Here is a 19,024-nt window from a genome sequence, read left to right on the forward strand (position 1 = left end):
AAAACCTTGTTGGGTAAACCTTTTAGACTTTTTTTCCCTCAAAAAGTGCCAACCATTGGAGTGATCGGGGGTAAAATCCCTGAACTTTTTCCCTGAAAATTAGGTAATTGACCAGATGAAAATCGCTAAAACCCCACACCCTACACCCCACACCCCACACCCTGCCCCCAGGAAAACCTTTTTCAGCAGACCCTAGGTAAAGTTCCAATATGAAAGATCAAGCCAATTCCCTGTATGAATCGGACTTCTATGGGTGGACAGAGCTACAAGCGAAAGCTCTAGCCACCCGACAGGTAGAAGCTCTGGACTGGCAAAACTTACGGGAGGAAATCATTTCCTTGGGTAAACAAGAATATCGAGAACTGGTGAGCCGTCTAACCGTTTTGGTAGGACATCTTCTCAAATGGGAATATCAGCCGGATAAACGTTCTCGCAGCTGGTTTTTGACAATTAGAGAACAGAGACGAGGGATCAGACGGCATCTACAGGGCAATCCTAGTTTAAAATCCCAGATACCGACGGCTTTATCTGATGCTTTCGAGGCCGGAGTCGATTTGGCTTTGCGGGAAACGGATTTACCGATACGGACTTTTCCTTCTCACTGTCTTTTCACCTTCGAGGACATCCTGACCGACCATTTCCTCTGCGATACCAGTCAGGATTGGTCGTAAATTTAACGGTTATACCGCCTCGACGGGTATCTGTATCTCAACAAGTAATTTAAATACGCGGGCAGCTGATTCTTTTTTTTACTCTCTCCCCTCAATAATTTTAATTTCTTCCTCGCTTAATCCATAGAGTTTATAAACAATTAGATCGATCAATTCATCGGTGGTGCTTAATTGTTGTTTTAGTGGTAAAAGTTTATCGAGACTGGTTTGATATTCTTTTTCTAAGGTTTCCTGTATTTGACGATCTAACAAGTTAACGCTAATTTTCTTTTTGTTCTTTTTCAGTATCTCCCACAGTTGATCGCAGCTAAGATGAGGTTCGCTTTTTTGGTAGTCACCGAGATAGTTTTGGATTTTTGATTTGTTGGTTAAATTATCGATCGCACTGCCGATTATTCTCTCTAAATATCTCAAAAAGCTTTTGATTTCTTTTTGTTTTTCCCGATTTATCTCGATCATCTGTTCTGCTAAGTAGGCGAGAATATCATGGACTATATCGGTTTCCTCTCTCCTAATATGCTCCTCGATTTCTTTTAATATTTCTTGCTTTTCTTGATAACTTTTGATAAGTTTCTCTAAGCAATGTTGACGGCGATCGCTATTAGTGTTAAAAGATATTTTTCGGATGGGGATGTTCTCCATGTATTGACCAAAAAATCTTAATCTACCTTGCTTCTCTGTATCCCCCAATACAGCACTGTTTTGAGACATATAAAAGAAAATTAAGCTGGAATTTAAAAGAGCTAGTAAATAATAACTTTGGCTAGGAATTAAATAGGTAGTATTGATTGAGTAAAAGCCATTATTATCTAAAGTAAAGCGCGATTCTTTAGCAATATCTGGATAAATAATTTTAGGTTTTTCAAAAATATCATAATAAGTGCAAGATCTTAATTCCCACCAAAACTGTCCTTGATCACATCGTTTTCTAGCTTTTTCTGCAAAACCATCAAGATGTTTAGTAAGAGAAGGGTATATTGAAGAAAGATAATTCCAAGCCAATTTTTCCTGATCTGTATCTATTTTTTGTTTTGTCCATCCCCAGGGAATCAATAATAAATATAAGTCCCGATTCTTGATTTCATATTTCCTCAAATCATCTCCTACTATTAAAGACTTGATAAATTGTTGATTGTTTGGGTCAGTTCTTACTAAATATTCTTTGATATTTTTGTCAATCACAAATGCTTCGTTACATCCTGTTTTAATTCCCAGATAAATCTGATTGTTTACATATTCACTCAGAAAAACAGCCTTTTTTTGTAATTTTTCGACAATTGTAGCAATCTGATTTTTAGCTAATGACCAACCTTCCACAGACAAGCTATTTTCACATACATAATATGACAGATCATTAATCACATCAATTAAACTATTGAATTTGAGAGACTTAATCTTTGATACTAAAACATTTTGTTGACCTACAATATTATTTTCAATCAGTAGAATAGATGGAAAAGTTGCCGCTTCCGAAAAAACAGGCAATTCTCCAAAATCGATAATTTCTTTTATAGTTGTTTGCTTGGTTAGAAATTGTCTTAATTTCGTTCCATAATTAGCACGCATAAATTTATTTGATATAATCAAACCCAAGTGACCTCCTTGCTGTAAGGATAGTAACCCCATTTCGACAAAATAAACGTATAAATCGGCAACTCCATGAAAAGATTGATAATTTTCTTTTAGAAAGGGTTTAATATCTTTTAATCCTTCTTGTCGAACATAAGGAGGATTACCAATTACTGCATCAAAACCGGGGTTATCCTTCCAAGAAGCGGAATCAAGATCGATAAAAACTTCAGGAAATTCCAGATCCCAATGAAAAAAACGCTTACTTTTATATAAACTAGCTGCTTGGTCTAAAATTCCTTGATCTGATCGGGGTAACTTATCCCAATTAATTGCCGATATATTACCACCGTAGCGCTGCAGAAACTCGATAGCAGTTTTAACCCCAAAAAAGCGAGAAAGGAAAACATCTAATAAACGCTTGTAGGGTTTAGCTTGACTATCAAAATCACGGAATAACTGTTCACTTGTTTCCACTTCAGCAAAAGTCGCATCGCTGAGGGTACTAATTCCCCGCATAATTTCTGCTGCCCGAAGTAACCCAACAAAAGGGCCAGTTAAAAGAGTTAATTGACCACTTTCCTCCTCGATCATAGCGGCTTCTGCGTCCTTGGCGGTAGTTCCGATCAGAGAATTACCACAACGTAAATGATGATCCAAAAAACTCAAAGGTGCGCCCACTGTGAAAGAATGTAACCAGAGACTAACTTTGGCCAATTCTACGGCCATCGGATTGATATCCACCCCATAAATACAGCGCTTCATCACCACTCTCTGTAATAATTGCGTGGGTTCAAGGGTGGGAGAATCGAGAATAATTCCCTGTTGTCGGAGATTGTCGATAATGTTTTGTCGGGTGGTTTCCAACATGGTTAAAACGGGATTATCTTCGGGATAAAGATTGAGAATCTGGATTAACTCATCGGTGAGATAGTCCACTGCTTCTACTAAAAAATGTCCGCTTCCCATGGCGGGGTCACAGAGTTTAAGATCAAGTAAGGTGGTGATCGCTTTTTTTTCTAAGCGTTGTAGCTCTTTTTCTAATCCCTGCTGACTGAGATTTCCTAAACGTCTATCGCTGCTTTCTTGTCTTCGGGTGGCGATTTCTGTCATCACATCCCCGAACTGTCGCGCTCTTTGCTCTAAAATTGGTTTGAGGGTATGACTGACAATATATTTAACAATATAATCGGGAGTGTAATAGGAACCGGTGGCTTTTCTTTCTCCCCGATCATTTTCCAGATGCACCGATTCCCCCTCAATCACGATGCGATATTCCAGTAATCCCTCGTAAATTGATCCTAACTGTCGCACACCTAAAAAACTATAGTCGATCGGCTGTCCCTCAAAACGTGCTAACTTGTCTAGGATGGGCGCTAAAACCGCATCGGATAACTTGTATTGACCGAGAAAACAATTCACCCGGCCTTCTTCCATGTCAAATAAACCCCCGTTGTAACGAGGTACGGCTAAATTAGCATCCCCTCGATCGACAATGCGAAATAAACTGAGGAGAGCATCGTATATTCCTGTCGAGGTGCCACTAAAGACCTGCTGACGATCGATTTTAACGGCAATTTCTCGCGTCTTTTGCAATAAGCTGTAATCGCGATAGTCTCCCCTCACCGGCAGCAAGTCCCGCGCTTCTGCGTAGAGAAGAAATAATAATTTATACAGCAGGGATAAACTCGCTTCATACAATAAATCTGGCTGTATGTCTGTATTTAATGATACAAAACCTTGAGAAATATCGGGAAAAATGCGATCGAAGACTAACTCTTTTAACTCGTTACCCACTCTGGTGGCATAGGTGGTACTCCCCTCCCGGACCCGTTCAAGGAAATTCTGACCGTGAATATCCTTAATAAAAGCCTCTTGACGGAAAAATAACCAGAAATACGGAAATTTTTGCCGGTCTCCCCCTTCTAATAGTTCCATCAAGTCCACTAGATAAAATTCCGTGGCTGTGGAGGACGCTTGACGGTAATATAAGCGCCATTCTCGACCATTGGTGAGAATACCCCAATCTACTCCCGTCCCCGTGAGATAATTGGTGATCTGAAAGGAAGGATTACTATTTTTCCAGATATCTCGCTGATCATTCTTAGAAACGTCACTAAGAGAACGTTGCCAGTATTTGGCCTCAGCGATCGCCAAAACTTGACTATAAAAGGCTCTTTCATTATTCTGGAGAGCATAGGCTTGATAACGGTCATTTTCTGTGGCAAATAGGGCATAATCTGGCCTTTCTGACCTTCCTTTTCCCCTACTGCTTACTTGCGGTATATAACTAAAACCGAGAATTTCTAGAATCGGTTGTATTAATTCTGCTTCCGTTTGCGCTTCGTTAAGAGTCGGCAAAATCGCCTTTTTTTGTTGATAAAGACTCTCTAAGCGGGAAAATGCCACCGATACATCCTCTTGCCATTCCCCAGAATCCGGCAGCCGATGCTCAAGATAGTGTTGAGAAAAAAGTGGTTTATTGCTTGCTTGTCCTGACATGGCCGATTATCCTAGCATTGAGGGTATCTAGCCTAAAAATGAAGGGTTCGCAGGCAGGCACGGATTCCCATTATACAAAAAGTATATGTCAAGTCTCCGATTTTGTCAAGAGTTTTGGCCAAAAAAAATCGCCAAGACTTACCACAGCCGTAGGTATAATAATGGGGATAAAAATTAAAATCCTTGGTAGTCACCGATGACTGATAACTGGTAACTGAAATGAACCCCCAAGCAATCCCTAAACTCAATCACTTGCCCTCTGCCCTAGCCAGAGAGGGAGCCGTCTGCCTAGAATTAGAAGATGGAGTTGCTATATTTCGAGCCTCCACTGCCGTTCAGACTCGGATTGAAGAATTACTCCAACTAGAGAAAGGATCAGCAATTACCCCCGCACAAAAGCAAGAACTCGATGCCTACGAAGAAATTGACGACTACCTCAGCTTTGTCAATCGTACCTTGCGGAATCTCAGCAAAAACCCCTCTTGATGTCTAAAAAGTTTTCCTCAGATTATTATCGTCTCTGATTCAGAGCAGGGTATCTAGCCTAAAAATGAAGGGTTCGCAGGCAGGCACGGATTCCCATTATACAAAAAGTATATGTCAAGTCTCCGATTTTGTCAAGAGTTTTGGCCAAAAAAAAATTGCCTCTGGGAGGCGGGGGTGAAAGGTATCACCCCAGAGAAATAATTAAACGCCAAAAGACTTACCACAACCGCAGGTTTGACTGGCGTTGGGATTAGTGAATTGGAAACCACCGCCGATCATCGCGTTGCTGTAATCTAACATGAGACCATAGAGATAGAGCAGACTTTTTTTATCAGAGACAATTTTGAAGCCATCGTAATCGAAAACCTCATCTTGGGGGCCAATATTGCTAGGATGCTCAAAATCCATCATATAGGACATTCCCGAACAACCACCCTGACGCACACCCACGCGCAGACATAAATCCTTGCCCTGTTGCTCTTTGAGCATGGTAAGGTGTTTGAGGGCAGCCTCACTGAGTAAAATTCCTTTTCCTTGAATCTGAGTAGCTTGTGTCATCTTTAGCAGGAACTCCTAAACGCAGTTGAAGGGGACATATAAAACTTTACCTTCTCCTATCCATCTTAACGATAGTTGAGGGCTGATGACCGAATTACTTCTTACTTTTCCCAGTATCGCGGGAGTTTTAGGGCAAAAAGAAGCAAAAAACTGGGATTATTAATTAAATAGGGTTTCTACATACGGATAAGTTCTTGAAACAAATCATAGAGCCATTCTCAGCCGATTTTCATCACCCAACCTGGTGCTTGAGACAATTCACCTTCCGGGAGGATGATAATCAAATCAGGAAAACACTGCCTTGGGGATACCGAAAAAGCAGCCAGAAAAGAGCAAAAGAAATTCACTTTTCTAAGCGGAGATTAGCACCGCTGCTATCGGTGCGATAAACCCAAGTTTTTTGCTTATCAGTCAGAATAATTCGCCATCCTTGCACCAGTGCTTGAGTACAAAATTCCCCCGGTTTAGCTAATCCTAAACAACCGTCGGGCCAGGTTTTTGGTTGTGATGCTTGGATTTGTAAGCGATTAACCGATATCTTGGTTTTCCGACTCAAATCTTGACGGGTAGCGGTGATAACCGAATTAGGTGGCTCAGGAGATGCTAAACTGGGTGGCGCTAAGAGGAGAGAAAGCAGACTCACTAGCATTAAAGTGCCAGTTGCTCCCTGAATAATTCTCGTTTTACCGATTGGTACTTGCTGGCTTTGGCTAAAATTTTTTCTAGATATCATCTTTAGTGCTGCCTCTTTTCTGGGAGTGATAGTCCGAGCGAATCCTCCGGTTTATCACCAGTGTAACCGATACTATGTTCCCGCTCTGGTTTTCGAGCAGAAGCAGCAGTCACTCTCAGTTTTCGTTGTCATCTCCTGAAGACTTCCGCCTCTTTAAGTGGCGATGGCGATTAAAATAGATGAGGATGAACTATCTTAGATGGATGGGCTTATGTTATCTTTTTTCCTCCGTTGGTTGATTACCGCCGTCTCTTTATTGATTACAGCGCAAATAGTACCCGGTATAGAAATTAAAAATTTTACCGTGGCTTTGATAGCTGCTGTCGCTTTGGGTTTAATTAATGCTATTATTAGACCCCTGTTGATTCTTTTTACCCTGCCTTTAACTATTTTAACCCTAGGGTTATTTATTTTTGTGGTCAATGCCATTTCCTTTTCTTTAGCCTCCTATTTTATCAGTGGTTTTGAGGTAAAATCATTTTTTGCCGCTTTATTCGGTTCGATCGTTGTTTCGATCATTTCAGGAGTTTTAAATGGTTTTTTTGTTGACTAAAGTGGGCAATAATTCGGTTGTTTAAAACACCTTGGTTTACTCTGATTGATTAGTTTCTGCTCTAGAGACGTTGTTGCAATCAACGTCTCTCTATTTTTGGGAAAATGGCGATAGTTTTTATCTGGGAATCGGGAAATTAAATTGACAAAAATCATCGTTTGTGTTAAACAAGTTATATCGATTATTGATCATGGGGCTTGATGGGATATTTATTATTTTATGGATGATATCGCTTGGAACTAGAGCGAGGAAATATCTACGGGTTTAGCGTGGCTTTTGTGGGCAAGTTCAACTACTATTAGAATAGTGACTTTTTATGAAGATTTGCTTAACTGGAATGATCCGATCAAACAAAATAAATGTAATGATGTTAATTAGATAACTAATAAGCTTTCTTAACTATCCTTCCAGACAGCATAACTACAAAAGTGCAGAATGGAATTGTTGAGCTAAGTAAATTAACTAATCCCAAGCCAACTTTTCTTGTGTGTGTTTGCTTTAGAGTCACAATGGTCGCGGCAAAAGTTTTTTGTTGTCATTCAATTTAGATGGTTAAAAAAATGACAAATAACAAAAAAATCTTAGCAAATAAAACAAAATTTATACAGTTCTCATTATCGGTCAAAGAGGAGCAGGAAAAACAGTTTTGTTAACAGCATCTTATCGAACTTTCAAAAATCAAACAACTTCGGGAAATCGGGCTAATATTGTCTTGAGTTCTCAAGAGGAAGAAAGCGAAGAGGATATTGAAAAATTCCCAATTATGTTGCTAAAATAGGTCGATATACCCTCGCCACTTTAAAAATAAGTAACTTTGGTTTTAGTTTACAGCGACAATTCGCCGGTGAGATTCACCAGGATAAAAACTGGAAAAAAGATATAATTGTGTTAAAATCATTCACAAAAGCAAGCTGGAGTAATTAAACTTTACAGATCATGTCTTGGATCGTTGAACAACTGATTTATAGCAGTTTCTCACAACTGGGATTTAAATATATCGCTAGTGCAAATGTCCCCCTAGGGATTCAACAGGTTTTTTATCAACATATAGTCTCTCAGTTATGGGACACCTATAATCCTCCACACAGGAACTTTAAAGGAGTCTATATCTATCAAATTGACTCCTATAACACCCTCTTTGGTTGGTTAATTAACGATGGTGACGATGAATTTAGTCGTGGGGACATCCCCTACTTTCATTGTTATTATTTACAGGAACTACTCGACTCGAAAAAACTGGTTAAAATTCTTGCCTGTCTAGAGGCAGGTCCCCTAAAACGTATTTCCAGAGATGAGGCTAAAATCTCCCTTGATCCCGTAATTTTAGATGACAATTATCAGGCAAATGCCTTTGAATTAGGAATTAAACTTTCTAAAGATATTCGTCTGTTTAGCCACCGACAACTGCGGGAAGAAAAACCGCTGCAATGGTTTATCTCTTTGGAAGAAACTACAGAACGACCACATCCCACTGATAATAACTATGATGACTCTCAAAATACCTTTCCTAGGGAACCAAATTACCAGGCAGAAATTGCTAAAATTTTGGAAGAATTAGCCGAAAAACCGATCGCTATTGAGGGAATCATGCTTGTTTCTCCCCAGGGTCAAGCTTTGACTGATTCGATCGGTATGCCACAGAATAGTGCCTTAATCTTAGCAGGAACAATGATTTATCTTGCCAATAACACAAAGGAGGAATTAAGCTGGTTTGATGTGGAACAAATTGCTATTCGCAGTCCCCAGGGTCATCTGATTTTAACCCCTTGCAGTGACCAAGCTTTTCTTTTAGTGAAAACTGGCAAAACGATCACGGGATTGTTAGAGGGAGAAATCCAAAAAACTCGCTCAAAATTAGCAAAAATTCTCGCTATCTCTAACCTCTCTGTTAAATCCCACAGTTAATCCCCCACTTGATTCCGTTGTAAAAGAATTCGAGATCGTCCTCGAAACCGAAGATGATAACAGTACAGATATTCGTTACCCGGGTAGAACCTTACAGTGATCAGTAATCAGTAATCAGTAATCAGTAATCAGTGATCAGGAGATTATTTTTATTTATTCTCCCCTCTCCCTTCCCCCTAATTCATAATTCATAATTCATAATTCATACTAAATTTGGTTATTAAAAACTGATTATTTATTCCCCCTTTTGCCTCTTGCCTTCTGCCTCTTGCCTCTCCTGATATGTAGCCTATGCTCAACGGATTTAGTATCATAATTCATAATTCCCACACCCTACACCCTGATCACTAAAAACCGATGAACCAATTAAACTTAGAAGTTGCGGGAAAAAAAGAACGTTTAGATGCTTGGATGGGGTCACAATTGCCCGATTTATCGAGATCTAGGCTGCAAAAACTGATAGAACAGGGATATATACAGTTAAATGGTCAAATTTGCACCAATAAAAATACGAAAGTTGGTCAAGGCGATCGCTTAAAGATTACCATTCCCGACAGTCAACCCCTGCAATTAAGCGCCGAGGCGATCGAGCTTGATATTCTTTACGAAGACGAATATCTGATTATTATCAATAAACCTGCCGATTTAGTGGTTCATCCGGCCCCCGGTCACGAATCGGGAACCTTGGTCAACGCTTTACTACATCACTGCCCAAATTTAGCCGGAATTGGTGGAATTCAACGCCCTGGTATAGTTCACCGCTTAGATAAGGATACCACGGGCGCGATCGTTATTGCCAAAACCGACCAGGCCCATCAACACCTACAGGCACAATTAAAAACCAAAACTGCACGCCGGGAATACATGGCCCTTGTCCACGGTGTCCCTAAAAGCGAAACAGGTACAATTGATCTGCCGATCGGTCGTCACCGCAGCGATCGCCAAAAGATGGCTATTATTGCCGTGGAAAAAGGCGGTAGAAATGCCGTCACTCACTGGCAAATCAAGGAAAGACTAGGCAACTACACCTTAATGGAATTTCGCCTAGAAACTGGCAGAACTCATCAAATCCGCGTTCATAGCAGCCATATCGGTCATCCGATTCTTGGGGATCCCCTCTATAGTTCCGGTCGTTCCATCGGGATTAATCTACCCGGGCAATTACTCCACGCCCATCGTTTAATTTTAATACATCCGGTCACGGGGGAGAGCCTAGAAGCGATCGCTCCCTTACCCGCTATTTTCCCGAAAGTTTTAGCTATTTTACGCCAGAGAAACCCCTAGCGCACAAATTGCGGCATAATCTCCGCTGCTGTCCATAATCCGTAGATACCGCGACGATGCAGGGAAACCCCCGCTTTCAGATAACCAAAAGCTGGCCCGCAGACATTAGCCGCCATACTGGTTTCATCACCTAAAGTGAAGGTATGGGTGGAAATTTTGCCTTCAAAAGTCCGCCCCGTGACTTTAACATTGGTACTCAAGGGCTTTTTCGGGTTGCGCGTATCCACCACACCCCCGACGGAAACCCGATCGCGTCCACAGATTCCAGCCAATTCCAGCATAATATCGTCCGCGTGTTCCATATTTTCGAGGCTGAGAATGCCATTGGTTTTATTTAACAGCATTTCCACTTCCGCGTCACTCATCTGGTGGGCTGTTTCTGGGTCGTAACCGGGTAAATGGGCGATATCTTCGCGAATAGTGGCACGATAAGCCTCCCAGTTGGCGATTCCCACGCCAAAGGTGATTTTAACGCTGTGAATCTCTGCATAACTCTGGGAAGCTAGGGCAGCGGCCGCAGTTAACAGTCCGGGGGTAGCACCGCAGCCGGTCATGTAGGTGATGCCGGCGGCTTCTAGGTCTGTTTGTAGTGCTAAGATTTGTGCCATGGCGCTGGTACGTTTGAGAGCATCGACTAAAACCCCGCGCCAACCTAAGCGAATGAAAGTTTTAGCGATATCGGCCATGAAATTGTTAGGTAAATTCGGTAAGGCCAGAAAATAGCCTTCTACATCGGCAGTTTTGATTAATTCCTCGATACTGTTCTGGCTGAGACTGCCGTAATTTTCCAGATAACCGATCGAACCCCGGTCATGATAAATTTTGTTACAGGTATTGACATCTAGACCGTCTTTGTGGTATGCAAAACCGGCTTTATCGGCGGCGGCAGTCCAAAGCATTTCCTGTTTGGGGGCGAGAATTCTAGCGGCAGCCTGTCCCAAACCACCAAAACCTAAAACACCGATCCGAAGGCGATCGCTGGCTATTTGTTTATTCATATTTGTTCTGATTCCTATAGACAAAATTCTATGATCTCGGCGGTCGTGGTTCGCCGTTGCATCTCCTTTATTTTCAATTTATCGCTTCAGGTCGTCTTTTTTGTGTAGTTTTGTTAAATTATGCCCACTAGGTTAAAGTTCGCCCTTGACGATGAAGAAAAGTTACGGGAAACTTACAAAAAATGAAAGGGGTTGGCCGAGATAATATAAAGTTTTGCTAAAATTTTAACCAGATTGCTACGATTAGCAAACTATCGTAAATTAAAACGATAGGGAGCTTTGCAAACCCCAGATCACGCCGAGAAGAGCTATGAGCATGGAAAGCCTAGAGTTTATCATCTATCCCGATGGTCGCGTCATGGAAAAGGTGACAGGCATAGTCGGTTCATCTTGTCAAGAGGTGACGGCGGCGATCGAGGCACAACTCGGGCAGCTGATGTCTCAAGAGAAAACCTCGGATTATTACCATCAAACCGTCAGCCAGTCAGAGAAAGTCAGCAACGCAGCCACTTTTAGCGACTGGTAATTTTTCATTTTTCCCAATCCCTTTATTTAAGCCACTGAAAAGCCATGTCACACTTTAGCAATATCAAAACCAAAATCCGCGATCTATCCTACCTAAAAGCCGCCCTGAGCGATATGGGGATGGAATGGAAAGAGGGTTCCCACCCCGTCAAAGGTTATCAAGGTCAAACTTTAAGCGCAGAGGTGGTAATTGAGCAGCATAACAATTACGATATCGGTTTTCGCTGGAATGGTAACGAGTACGAGTTAGTTGCCGATTTACAATACTGGCAACAACCCCTAACCGTAGAAGGATTTTTAAGAAAAGTAAATCAAGGTTATGCCTACCACACCATTCTGGCAGAAACTGCTAAACAGGGTTTTCAGGTGGCAGCACAGGAAAAAAATACTGATGGTTCTATTCGTCTAGTGGTACAACGTTGGAGTGCCTAATGGCTGATTTTTCTCCCGAACGCTCTGGTTTTGAACCAGAGTTAGGGGGATTCCTGAGAGATTCCCCCGATCGCACTGGTTTTGAACCGGAATTGGGCGGTTTACTGCGCCAGAAAGCGGTTTACGTCGATGAGGTCACTTGTATTGGTTGTAAACACTGCGCCCACGTTGCCCCCAACACCTTTTTTATTGAAGGTGAATACGGTCGCTCTCGCGTCTATAATCAGGACGGTGACGAAGAAGAAATTATTCAAGAAGCGATCGAGACTTGTCCTGTTAACTGTATTCACTGGGTTAATTATAATCAGTTGTCATCTCTTGAGGAAGAACGCAAACATCAAGTGATTAAACAGTTAGGTTTTCCTCAGATTCACAAGAAATTTAGCCCCGCAGATTTAGACATTTAGGGTGGATAGGTGCAGCCTCATCCACCTATTATTTCCTAGAAGTCAAGTTTGTTAAGTAAAGAGCCGCTATGTACGTTTTAATTGGTGGGGCGGGAATGATGGGGCTAGGTTTAGCCCAACAACTTTTAGACTTGGGACACACCGTCGCCATCGTTGATGTGGACCCTTTAGCTTGTCGGTTTGCCCGGGAAAAAATTGGTGTCATGGCCTTTGAGGGGAGCGCTGTCAGCACGAAAGTTCTGCTAGAGGCGGGGATTCGACAAGCTAAGGCGGTTGTTGCCGCATTGAGGGACGATGCGATGAATCTAGCCCTAGTCACCTTGTCCAGAAGTTATGGCATTTCCCATATTGTGGTGAGAATGTGCGATCGCGAATTTCTCGAGGCCTATCGTCTTGCTCGAGCTAGTCACATCATCAGCACGATTGATTTAGCCGTTGTCACTATGGCCAATGCGATCGAATACCCCGAAGTAGAATCGATGATGCACTTTGAACAGGGACAAGTGGAGGTGCTAAAGCTGCCCGTCCCCAAGGATTGTTATGTAGCTGGGCGTACCGTTGCCCAAATCGCTCAAGATGCCAACTTTCCGACCGGTTCGCTGATTATTGGCTATCAGTGTCACGCTTGTGCCAGTTTAGAGATTCCCAACGGCAATACCGTCCTAGAAGCCGACTCAACTATTCTGGTGGTCACTCGTCCGGAATTCGTCAAACCTATGATCGATTACCTCGGCATTCAAACTAATCATCGTCCAACGATAGAAGTTTCTCATCCAAACCTTTAACGTAGGATTGTACCAAATCTTCTGGTACAATGCGTTTGCGAAGTGCATCCCCCAGGGCTGCCTTCTCGGCGAGGAACAATCGTCGTCGAATTGCATCTAACTGACCGTAGTTAGGCTCCATTTGCCCCGATCGAGACTGATTATAAGCATCCCGCAGCCGCCGTTCCGATACCGCCACTTTTGCCTGATAAGATGCCCACAGTTCTTCGTACACTGCTTTCGGTAAAACACCGGATTTCAGTAAATTGGCTAACTCATCTTGTGCCGCTTTCGAGGCGATCAACTGCAGCTGTAACTGTCCAATATCCCGTGTTACTGCCGAAACCTGACTAATATTGAGCTTTTTAATTAACCAGGGTAAGGCTAATCCTTGGATAACCAGAGAAAATAACACAGAGCCAAAGACTAGCTCGATGATCAATTCCCTCCCTGTTAGAGCCAAAGGAATGGCAACCGCTAGGGCCATGGAGAGTGAACCCTTGATGTTGCCCAAAATCAGAATATGTTGCCAGCGTAAGGGGATTGGTCGATCGATCCAGCGAAGTACCGATAGTAACGAATATACTGACAGAATACGCCCCAATTGATAAGCCAAAATGACCAGCACAATCGATGGTAAGGTTTGCCATAGTGTCAAGGGGTTGATTTCAATACCAATAAGCAGAAAAATAAAGGTATTGACGATAAAACCGGCGTATTCCCAAAAACTGATCAGGGTAATGCGATCTGATGCAGAGGCGCTGCGAGGCAGCCCCAAGTTACCAAAGACAAGTCCAGCAATAACTACCGCCACCGCTCCCGATACACCCAAAAACTGCCCGAGTTGAAAAGCTCCCAAGGCAAGCGCAACCGTAAGCAGCAGGCTACTAAGCGGATCCCGTAAGCGCACATAGATGGGCAGACACAGATAGCCTAGGACAGCGCCCACTAATCCCCCACCCAGAGCAACGATCAACACTTCCTTGATGACTTGTGTGGTGCTGATGGTTCCAGTCGCGTAAATCACCAAGAGCAAATTGAAGGTGACGAGTGCGGCTGCATCATTAAATAGTGTTTCCCCTTCCACAATAGTGGAGAGCCTAGAGGGAACCCGAATTTCTTTAAAGACGGCAATTATTGAGACAGTATCGGTATTTGCCAGAATCACTCCCACCAGTAAGGCGGGAATCCAATCTAGCCCCAGCCCGAATTTTACCAAAACTGCAATAATCGCCGCAGAAAAAACCGAGCCGGGTCCTGCCAGCAGAGTGATCGGTTTAAAGGTGCTGCGAAGACGGCTGATATCCGTATTAATCGCCGCTTCAAAAATCAGAATCGGCAGAAAAAGGTTAAGCACTAAAAACGGATCTAAGCCAATACGACGAGATAACAGATCGGTAATCGGTAATCCTGCTAAGACTAAACCTGCCACATAGGAAATGCGTAATCGCTGGGTTACTAGAGCCACGGCAGTGGCAATCAGTAGCAGCAGGATTAAGATAAGAACCAGTTCAGGAATGTCTCCCACCGTTTGGCTGTTCACAGCAGAACTGCTATCCAAGGATTTTTGTTGTGCTGCCCAGGCTACTAATAATTCTCCCCTCATAAGACGATATTCTTGGTAAAACCGAGAATTAAGAACTTGGCTATTTTTATAATATAAGGGAGGTTATGGCAGTTACAGCCTTTCTCAGAAAGATGAGGTTAGTTATTGTAGCTAAAATACTTGATGAGTAAGGATTACTCTGTACTTCATCTCTAGGAGAAAGAGTGAGAAATTTTCTATTTACCCGGTGATTACTGTGGGGAGGGAAAAGTTAGAGGCAATCGGGGCAAAATGATAAGTATTTTATATGCAAATACCTTCAATACTTAAAAATATTTAAATTTACAATTGGTAATATTTATTTTTACTTAAGAATTTATTGAGAATAATTTCTATTTATTTACGAGATAGCAATACTTCCAGCGATTCTGGTATAATTTTGCATTATGCTATGGTGGATTTTTCTGTGCTTTTTTGGACTTTTCAAGGTCTAGCTTGCCTTGAAACCATTGCTAAATCTAGACTTTCCCTTTTAGCCAAACCAAACACTTTCGCCAATTATCCCTTTTTTCCCCAACAACGTTGATCTAATTTTTGTGTAGTTTTGTTGCAAAGTCAAATTTTTTTTGACAAAATGCCTAAATTGTGGTAGAGACGAAATGAGGGGATTTAGCATCATTTCTAGCTCCAGTGTTTCCTAAAACCAGAAATTTAGTACCTCACCCTTAAGATAACAGCTAAGTAGGGTTTGTTCAAAAAGGCCTAGGATGGGGTCAGGCAGAAGGCAGGAGTTTAAGGCTTTGTTGCTCTCCTTTTTTGTACCAGTTTGCCTACTACAAGAAGGATAATGCAAGGTTTTTGAAGGTCTCAATCTATTTTCGCAGCATGAACATCGGCTCTTAAAAGGTCAAAAGTCTTATTTTAAAAGGGTTCTACCATTATCTAGCAAGCCCTAATTACTATAGCGTTTCCTAAGCTAGTGAGGTACACCTATTTTCTTCCCTTTTGCCTCTTGCCTCTTGCCTTTTGCCTAAAACCCATAACTTTTGTACCTCAGCAGACTGAAAAACGCTATATCATAATATTTCTTCTCAAAAAAAGAGGAGAAAAAAGCAAGTTCTGCCTTTCTCTCCTCCAGTCTAGCGATTAATTACATTGGAACAGTAGCCAGTAATCTTGAACTACTATTCACCGCTTTAGTAAGCACCGTTATTTTTGGGAAAAACCACAACACCGATAGTTCTGAAGATTACCCAGATATCGGTTAACCAGTTACGCGAATTAACGTAATACACATCCATCTGCACCCGCATGGGATAGGGAATGTCATTACGTCCAGAAACTTGCCATAAACCAGTTAAACCGGGGCGAATAGTTAAAACTTTGTCGATGCGATTGCCATATTTCTGCAATTCTTCAGGAACTAAAGGCCGCGGACCGACGACGCTCATATCTCCACGCAGGACGTTGAAGAATTGGGGAAACTCATCTAAACTGGTTAAGCGGAGAAACTTGCCAATCCAAGTTATGCGGGGATCGTCCTTGAGCTTGAAATTATCTTCGAATTCCGCTCGCAGTTGGGGGGAGTCTTCCATCAGTCTCTCTAATACCTTATCCGCATCCATTACCATAGTACGGAACTTGATACAGTTGAAATGCTGGAAGTTTTGACCGACGCGCTTCTGCATATAAAAGACCGGACCGGGGGAACTAATCGCGATCAATAAGGCTAAGATTAAATAAAGCGGCGAAAAGAAAATTAGAACCGATAGGGAGAAAACGATATCGAATAATCGTTTTGAGGTATCGCCGTCTAAAGCTATTAACCAAGATTTTTGATGCCGTCTACCAGAGACCGAAGGTTTGAACCCTCGCTTCATCAAAGCTTGTAGAGCCTTGACGGAGATAAGTTGGCTATTAGCAGTCATCTTACTCCTTCACATCACACACACCACACAGTATCTATGATAAAGCCACAAGACTGAAAAAACAAGTCTTCGGGTCAATAACTGGCACTGGCCATTCTAGAGCCTTTGTACTGAAAAATCTCTAATTAGGGTTTGCGGCAAAAAGTTTGTTGGTGGGGTTAGGAGTCAGCAGTCAGCTTACTGTTCACTGAGAAAACTTCCCGCTCTCCTATAGCTTTTAAACAGGATTTAGTATTATGGGACGCTTTTGAACCAGCAAAAATTAATTATGCAAGAGGTTTAATAAAAAATAAGGCTCTTCTGGTTTCTGTGTGGAAACGAGGTCTATACTGATAGTTTCTTCGACAAAATAGTCCTAAAAGTGTTGCCCGATAAGCATTTCACGATTCCATAAGCAAAAATTATCACACAAAGTCGAGAAGAGCCAAAATAAAAGAGCATCAGCAAATGATGCTCTTGGTCACTGAATATCTAAGTAGTTACAGCTTTAATCCTAAGGATTAAGTATGCTGTTGTCTGCGCTCGTCTGCTGAGTTCTGAATTTTGGCTCCCGAAAACGAAACCTTTATACTTCATCATTTAAGATAAATCCCCTACTTAGGCGGTGCGTTTTTTCATACTACTTAGTTCTCGAATGCCTAACCAACCGATCAAACTGTAGCAAATCGATAGCAACATACTTTGAATACCAATTCTTAACCACTGTTTCAAAGCCTCCAAGTTGGCTTGGCTTTCTGCCTGTTTTCGCCGCTCTTGCAGCTGAGTTTGTAGCTGATTTTTGATCTCATCTAATTTCTGTTTAAATTCCTTCGGGCTTTTGGATAAATCGCGTAAATTAGTTAATTGCTCTCTTTGTTGACGAAGGGTTTGTAACTGTTCCGTGTTGATCGGTTGTCCTTGGAAACGACCAGTTTCAATCACTTGAGTTCTCTGAGATATCTGCTGGTCTAATAGTTGGGGATTTTGCGATAGAGTATTTATCTGGGCTAAGAAAGCTTGAATTTGTCCCTCCCCCTGGTCAACACCCTGTTCAATTTGAGTCAAAGCGTTGTTTTTAATCTGGTTGATATTATTGATGTGAACGGGAATCATCAACAGAAAAACTAACCCTAACAGTGTGGAAAAAACAAAGAGCGGCCAACGCAATTCAAAGCGGGATTTCCTAGTAATGACATCTCTATTATTAGCGTCAATCCAGTAAGCGATTAAAACGAGAACGATACCGAGGAGAGGAACAATTCCTCGATCAACAAAGGTGGTGACGAACCCTACCTGCCACTGGGATTGACTGAATTGATAGGGCAGCGGCAGGATAAACCCATCCAAAAGGAAGGAAAGAATGAAAACCAATCCCGTTAATTTTAGGGACAAAGAAGTAAAACTGTTCATCTCTGTTTCTGTAATGGTATGTCAATGAATAGATTCATTAGTCTGTTTAAAAGTTCTCCCTGGGGATTCCCAGACGGATTTTGCCGAGAGGCACTCTGACAAACTGCAATTTCCAATTAACTCTCGCTCAACCTCCCGCTAAACCTTACTTTAAATCGTTCTGCTTGTCAACCCCTTTCGAGAATCGACTCTAGAAATATTACCTCAATATGGTATCGGTAAACCTATCCCTGTCAAAGAATAAAATTTTCCCAAGCTCTCAGACAACTGGAGTTGAGACTAAATGTTTACCCAAGCGGCGATCAACGAAGCTCAATAGCGATCGCTATCTCAACGGTCGAAGTCTGTTGTTTACATATATTAATAGATCGAGAATAACAAAAAGGGAGAAAATAAAAAATACAAGGTTGGGTTGAAGCATGAAACCCAACGCCTACTAGAAAGTAGCGACTGTCTTGATTGTCAAGGGGTAATTCAAAAAAACTAAAGCAGTTGCCGTAAAACTCAAAATCTCAAGCCAGAAAAAAGCGCAGTAAAAGCTAAGCTGTTCAGGTTAAACCAAAGCAAGCGCAACCCTTGATTAGAGATAACAAGGATCGTGAATCTCTAGGAACAAGGTTGTAAATTATCAGGAAGCTGCCAAGGCTGATTTTGGCGAACCATTGCATTAAGAATAACTAAGATTTTCCGCACACAAGCAGTCAGAGCCAGTTTTTTTGATTTACCTCGTCCGACTAGGCGTTCGTAAAAGGTTTTAATCACCGGATTATGACG

18 protein-coding genes and 1 pseudogene are annotated in these 19,024 nt (G+C 41.9%); 11 read left to right on the forward strand and 8 right to left on the reverse strand.

The annotated features are described in order from the left end of the window. The first annotated feature begins 209 nt into the window (after positions 1–209). The gene (locus IM496_RS15450) at positions 210–671 is read left to right on the forward strand and encodes a DUF29 domain-containing protein (RefSeq protein WP_287662460.1); all 462 of its coding nucleotides are present in this window, start codon (positions 210–212) and stop codon (positions 669–671) included. A 78-nt stretch (positions 672–749) separates the two neighbouring features. On the opposite strand, the gene IM496_RS15455 is transcribed toward IM496_RS15450, so the two are convergent. Beyond that, the gene (locus tag IM496_RS15455; protein ID WP_287662461.1) at positions 750–4,742 is read right to left on the reverse strand and encodes an Eco57I restriction-modification methylase domain-containing protein; all 3,993 of its coding nucleotides are present in this window, start codon (positions 4,740–4,742) and stop codon (positions 750–752) included. Between the two features lie 219 nt (positions 4,743–4,961). On the opposite strand from IM496_RS15455, the gene IM496_RS15460 reads away from it, so the two are divergent. Continuing rightward, complete coding sequence (locus tag IM496_RS15460; protein ID WP_194015075.1) at positions 4,962–5,228, forward strand: hypothetical protein; 267 nt, start codon at positions 4,962–4,964, stop codon at positions 5,226–5,228. Positions 5,229–5,429: 201 nt separating this feature from the next. Here the strand turns inward: IM496_RS15460 and IM496_RS15465 are convergent, their stop codons facing one another. Then, positions 5,430–5,786: an iron-sulfur cluster assembly accessory protein gene (locus IM496_RS15465; RefSeq protein WP_002747572.1), complete on the reverse strand. Its 357-nt coding sequence runs from the start codon at positions 5,784–5,786 to the stop codon at positions 5,430–5,432. A 343-nt stretch (positions 5,787–6,129) separates the two neighbouring features. Beyond that, the gene (locus tag IM496_RS15470; RefSeq protein ID WP_194015077.1) at positions 6,130–6,519 is read right to left on the reverse strand and encodes a DUF8738 domain-containing protein; all 390 of its coding nucleotides are present in this window, start codon (positions 6,517–6,519) and stop codon (positions 6,130–6,132) included. A gap of 211 nt (positions 6,520–6,730) precedes the next feature. Here IM496_RS15470 and IM496_RS15475 point away from each other — a divergent pair, with 211 nt between their 5' ends. From IM496_RS15475 to IM496_RS15490, 4 genes are all read left to right on the forward strand, one after another. Next, positions 6,731–7,072 (forward strand): phage holin family protein, encoded by a 342-nt coding sequence (locus tag IM496_RS15475; RefSeq protein ID WP_104396944.1) that lies wholly within the window; start codon positions 6,731–6,733, stop codon positions 7,070–7,072. 646 nt (positions 7,073–7,718) lie between these two features. Next, positions 7,719–7,850 (forward strand): hypothetical protein, encoded by a 132-nt coding sequence (locus IM496_RS15480; protein ID WP_265578330.1) that lies wholly within the window; start codon positions 7,719–7,721, stop codon positions 7,848–7,850. 158 nt (positions 7,851–8,008) lie between these two features. Continuing rightward, complete coding sequence (locus IM496_RS15485) at positions 8,009–8,977, forward strand: roadblock/LC7 domain-containing protein (protein WP_228009575.1); 969 nt, start codon at positions 8,009–8,011, stop codon at positions 8,975–8,977. Between the two features lie 357 nt (positions 8,978–9,334). Continuing rightward, positions 9,335–10,261 (forward strand): RluA family pseudouridine synthase, encoded by a 927-nt coding sequence (locus IM496_RS15490; protein ID WP_194015079.1) that lies wholly within the window; start codon positions 9,335–9,337, stop codon positions 10,259–10,261. Here the strand turns inward: IM496_RS15490 and bioU are convergent. After that, complete coding sequence (gene bioU, locus IM496_RS15495; RefSeq protein WP_287662464.1) at positions 10,258–11,259, reverse strand: (S)-8-amino-7-oxononanoate synthase BioU; 1,002 nt, start codon at positions 11,257–11,259, stop codon at positions 10,258–10,260. The genes IM496_RS15490 and bioU overlap by 4 nt on opposite strands. 310 nt (positions 11,260–11,569) lie before the next feature. On the opposite strand from bioU, the gene IM496_RS15500 reads away from it, so the two are divergent. The 4 genes from IM496_RS15500 to IM496_RS15515 all read left to right on the forward strand — a co-directional run bounded on the left by IM496_RS15500 (position 11,570) and on the right by IM496_RS15515 (position 13,408). Next, complete coding sequence (locus IM496_RS15500; protein ID WP_002752708.1) at positions 11,570–11,785, forward strand: DUF2997 domain-containing protein; 216 nt, start codon at positions 11,570–11,572, stop codon at positions 11,783–11,785. Between the two features lie 44 nt (positions 11,786–11,829). Further along, complete coding sequence (locus tag IM496_RS15505) at positions 11,830–12,216, forward strand: DUF1257 domain-containing protein (protein WP_194015083.1); 387 nt, start codon at positions 11,830–11,832, stop codon at positions 12,214–12,216. Then, entirely contained in the window at positions 12,216–12,623 is a 408-nt protein-coding gene (locus IM496_RS15510) for a ferredoxin (RefSeq protein WP_002747586.1), read from the forward strand. Before IM496_RS15505 ends, IM496_RS15510 begins: the two co-directional genes overlap by 1 nt. Before the next feature lie 68 nt (positions 12,624–12,691). Then, entirely contained in the window at positions 12,692–13,408 is a 717-nt protein-coding gene (locus IM496_RS15515) for a potassium channel family protein (RefSeq protein ID WP_194015085.1), read from the forward strand. Here the strand turns inward: IM496_RS15515 and IM496_RS15520 are convergent. Next, positions 13,365–14,993, reverse strand: a complete 1,629-nt coding sequence (locus tag IM496_RS15520; protein WP_194015087.1) for a cation:proton antiporter — start codon at positions 14,991–14,993, stop codon at positions 13,365–13,367. The two genes, IM496_RS15515 and IM496_RS15520, sit on opposite strands and share 44 nt — an antisense overlap. Before the next feature lie 319 nt (positions 14,994–15,312). Here IM496_RS15520 and IM496_RS15525 point away from each other — a divergent pair, with 319 nt between their 5' ends. After that, positions 15,313–15,519 (forward strand): hypothetical protein, encoded by a 207-nt coding sequence (locus IM496_RS15525; protein ID WP_287662466.1) that lies wholly within the window; start codon positions 15,313–15,315, stop codon positions 15,517–15,519. Between the two features lie 610 nt (positions 15,520–16,129). Here the strand turns inward: IM496_RS15525 and IM496_RS15530 are convergent. The 3 genes and pseudogenes from IM496_RS15530 to IM496_RS15540 all read right to left on the reverse strand — a co-directional run. Continuing rightward, complete coding sequence (locus tag IM496_RS15530) at positions 16,130–16,861, reverse strand: undecaprenyl-phosphate galactose phosphotransferase family protein (RefSeq protein ID WP_002804603.1); 732 nt, start codon at positions 16,859–16,861, stop codon at positions 16,130–16,132. Between the two features lie 597 nt (positions 16,862–17,458). Beyond that, positions 17,459–18,250 carry an HpsJ family protein gene (locus tag IM496_RS15535; RefSeq protein WP_104396552.1) on the reverse strand — a complete coding sequence of 264 codons (792 nt, stop codon included), beginning with the start codon at positions 18,248–18,250 and terminating at the stop codon, positions 17,459–17,461. A 606-nt stretch (positions 18,251–18,856) separates the two neighbouring features. Next, positions 18,857–19,024, reverse strand: a pseudogene (locus IM496_RS15540) (IS110 family transposase); the annotation flags it as partial.

The organism is Microcystis sp. M049S2, from assembly GCF_020245625.1.
GTDB lineage: Bacteria > Cyanobacteriota > Cyanobacteriia > Cyanobacteriales > Microcystaceae > Microcystis > Microcystis ichthyoblabe_A.